Raw genomic sequence first — 3199 nt, 5'->3', positions numbered from 1 at the left:
GAGCACTCCGGCCGGGCCCTCGTCAAGAAGACCTGGTGGTCGGCGGCGGCGCCACCGCCTGAGAAAACGACTGGCCGAGCGGAGGCGAGCGCTGCTTCCATGGCGGGCATGGTGTCCACCGACCGTCTCCTCGCCTTCGCGGCCATGTCGTTCCTGCTGATCGTGGTCCCCGGACCCAGCGTGCTCTTCGTCATCGGACGAGCCCTCGCCCAGGGCCGCAGGGCCGCGCTGACGACGGTGGTGGGGAACACCGTCGGCGCCTATGTGCTGGTCCTGACGGTGGCGTTCGGGGTCGGCTCGATCGTGGAGCGGTCGGTGCTGGTCTTCACGGCGCTGAAGCTCGCCGGCGCCGCCTACCTCGTATACCTGGGCGTCAAGGCCTGGCGGGAGCGCGGGGCGCTGCGGGCCGCGTTCGCCGAGGACGCGGGGGCGGCAGCGACGCACGGTGGTCTGCGCACCTTCTGGGAGGGGTTCGCGGTCGGTGTGACCAACCCCAAGACGATCGTGTTCTTCGCCGCCGTCCTGCCCCAGTTCGTCGATCCGGGCGCGGGGCATGTGACGGCCCAGATGTTGCTGCTCGGCCTGATCTTCAACATCATCGCGCTCGCCTCGGACAGTGTGTGGGGCCTGGTCGCGGCGACGGCCCGGGGCTGGTTCGCCCGGTCCCCCCGACGCCTGTCGGCGGTGGGCGGAGTCGGCGGGATGACCATGATCGGGCTCGGGGTCACGGTCGCCGTGACCGGCCGCAAGGACTGACCCTCACGCCTTGAGGGCGTCGTACGCCACCCCGGTCAGCCGCTCTGACGCCTCCCAGAGGCGCTGCCGCATCGCGTCGTTGACGGTCCAGGGTGCCGGCCAGGCGGGTGCCGGTGAGCCGCGCCAGCCCGCGAGGGACGGTCCGGTGAATGCGTCGGGCGGTACGTCGGGGGCGGTTGCCGCGTACAGCGTGGGCAGCGCGCCGGAGTCGGCGGACCGAGCGCCGCAGGTGTAGGGCGAGGGCCACGACCACGCTGGGCCTCGCGGCCGAACAGAGCGTCCGTAAGGACTCCGCACCGCCGACGGGCGGAACGAGCCGTGGATGGGCGTACGGCGGTCAGCGCCGCTGTGCGGCGACGGCGGCCGTGTACGTCTCTCGCGTCAGGTCCTTCGCGGTGACGCCCAACTCGGCGAGCACTGCTCGGATATCGTCCAAGGCCGCCGCCATGTCCTGCTCGTCCACGAGCGTTTCGACCTCAAGGTAGGTTCCATCGATCTCCGGCACCCGCACGAGCGTCGCGAGCATCTGCCGACCCCGCGCAGTGAAGTCGTAGTTCCGGCACCGCTTCTCGAAGGCGATCAGCTCAACGTGTCCGAGCCCGCGCAGGATGGCGTGCGCCTGGTCGGCGTCGTCGACGCGGGTCTCATGCTCGGGCTTCGACCCTGACTCCTCATCGACCGCCGCACCCTTGTACGTGAGCACGGTGCGCGTGCCGTCCGCACCGTGGACCGTACGCACCCGCAGCTCTTCGCCCGCCTTCTCCAGCGAGCCGTCCGGCCGGTCGTAGTACGTGTCTCGGTACACCTCAACTCGTGCGCTGGCCACCTCATCGAGCAGCCGCATGACCTGCTCGGGTGCGTGGACGCGTGCCTTCAGCTCCGCCTCGATCACGTGCGGTTCCTCCCTGTTACACCGTGCGCTGCGCGCCGTCGATGACTGCCTCGAACATCCGTCGGAAGCCCCGGTACAGCGGGCCGTGCGGGGTCTCCATCACCTTGTACAGAGCCGACTCATGGCCTTCCCAACCGGCGTCGAACGCGCCGACGAACATGGTCCCGTCGGTGCGGATGAGCCGCCACGTCGGGAGCATCCGGTATCGCCACACGCCGACGTCGCCCGCGTCCGCGAGCTCCCGCAGCCGCGCCTCAGCGAGCCGCACCCCCGACGCGAGGGACTGCGCGGACTCACCGATTTCCGCCGCCCGGCGCGCCAGGGCATCGCTCTCCGGGTCAAGGAGAGCGACCCGGACACACAGGCCCCTGCCACCCTGCTCGCGCGGCAGGCAGGCGCGTAGCAGGCTGTCGTTCAGGCCGACCAGGCCGAGGCCGCGTACGGCGAGCACATCCAACTCCGTGGCTGCACGGGCCTGCTGCTGGATTTCCTCCGCAGCCGAGTTCTGCGCAGCGTACACACGCACGACTTCGGGGAACGCCGCAAGGTCGAACGCGGGCCCACCCGCCCGGCGCTCTCGGCCGGCGGCGAGTCCGAGAAGGTGGCGGGCGTCATCGGGCATGTGAAGTCCGTCGGCGATCCGCTCGTACACGTCCAGCCGAGACACCTCACGACGCCTGCTGATGATCTCGGAGACGCGGGCCTGCGTCATGCCGGTGGCCGTTGCGATGCGGGCCTGACTCGCACCCGCGTACTGCTGCGCGTGCCGGAACACGGCACTGATGTCACGGGCTCTCAGCGCCTCCCGCACCTCTGCACGCTCCCATGCCCAGTCGGGCAGTTCGATCGGCTCCAGTGCAGTCCCCATGGTGCGGCCCCCGGTATCCACGAACGGGATGAGAATCCATCTCACTGTGAGATTACCGGCAGGGGATCGCACACGGAACAACGCGCGCACCAGGCTGACTGGGCAACAAACCCCGGCGACCGCGCGAACGGCCCCGGGGCGTGGCCAACGCTACTGAGGAGCGTCGACATGACGAACAGTACGACCCGGAGCGAGGCATTAACACCACCAAATCCACTCCCGGCAGTGGGCGTTGAGGCATGGCTCGCCTCCGCGCACCCCTCGCCCGCCGCAGTGCACCGTGAGTGGGACAGCGAGACCCGGCTCGCCCTGATCCCGCTGGGGAAGCTCTTCGACGCGGTCCGCATCTCCGAGAGCCTCGTGCACAGCGTGGCCGGAGTCAGCGAGCCAGCCACCGTGGCCGACTGGCTCGGTTGGAGCTTCAACGGCGGCCCGGTCATCCACGACCCCGCGGGCCGCCGCTACTACGCCCTCGTGCCGCCCGGCACCGCCCCGGACTGGCGAGCGCCAGCCGCCGCCTGCCTGGGCGATGGCACCTACCTGGGCGTGCCGCGTACCGATCTGACGGAGTTGGAGGAGCACGCCTCGGCCTCGTACTGGGCGGTGCCCCTCACCCGGCCGCGCTGGCTGTGCAGGACGGCCGACGTGCTGACGTTCGCCATGGTCGCTGGCTGCCTGACCCA

Annotated in this window: 4 protein-coding genes and 1 pseudogene; 2 read left to right on the top strand and 3 right to left on the bottom strand. The window is 70.5% G+C overall.

Annotation, left to right across the window (positions count from 1 at the left end):
• Window positions 1–108: 108 nt before the first annotated feature.
• The gene (locus H4N64_RS43930) at window positions 109–756 is read left to right on the top strand and encodes a LysE family translocator (RefSeq protein ID WP_186288228.1); all 648 of its coding nucleotides are present in this window, start codon (window positions 109–111) and stop codon (window positions 754–756) included.
• 3 nt (window positions 757–759) lie between these two features.
• Here H4N64_RS43930 and H4N64_RS43925 read toward each other — a convergent pair.
• The 3 genes and pseudogenes from H4N64_RS43925 to H4N64_RS43915 all read right to left on the bottom strand — a co-directional run.
• Window positions 760–978 (bottom strand): annotated as a pseudogene (locus H4N64_RS43925) (short-chain dehydrogenase); the annotation flags it as partial.
• 115 nt (window positions 979–1093) lie between these two features.
• Window positions 1094–1648 carry a class IV adenylate cyclase gene (gene cyaB / locus H4N64_RS43920; protein ID WP_186288227.1) on the bottom strand — a complete coding sequence of 185 codons (555 nt, stop codon included), beginning with the start codon at window positions 1646–1648 and terminating at the stop codon, window positions 1094–1096.
• A 16-nt stretch (window positions 1649–1664) separates the two neighbouring features.
• Complete coding sequence (locus tag H4N64_RS43915; protein WP_186288226.1) at window positions 1665–2516, bottom strand: helix-turn-helix domain-containing protein; 852 nt, start codon at window positions 2514–2516, stop codon at window positions 1665–1667.
• A 225-nt stretch (window positions 2517–2741) separates the two neighbouring features.
• On the opposite strand from H4N64_RS43915, the gene H4N64_RS43910 reads away from it, so the two are divergent.
• The coding region (locus H4N64_RS43910; RefSeq protein ID WP_336246985.1) for a hypothetical protein at window positions 2742–3199 on the top strand (458 nt) is incomplete at its 3' end.

It is taken from the genome of Streptomyces cupreus, assembly GCF_014257025.1.
GTDB lineage: Bacteria > Actinomycetota > Actinomycetes > Streptomycetales > Streptomycetaceae > Streptomyces > Streptomyces cupreus.
This window is presented reverse-complemented; position numbering and strand designations above follow the sequence as displayed.

What these genes read in the sequence shown, in the direction of transcription:
- H4N64_RS43915 (WP_186288226.1), bottom strand. Translation starts at nt 2,516, where the DNA reads ATGGGGACTGCACTGGAGCCGATCGAACTGCCCGACTGGGCATGGGAG.
- H4N64_RS43930 (WP_186288228.1), top strand. Translation starts at nt 109, where the DNA reads ATGGTGTCCACCGACCGTCTCCTCGCCTTCGCGGCCATGTCGTTCCTG.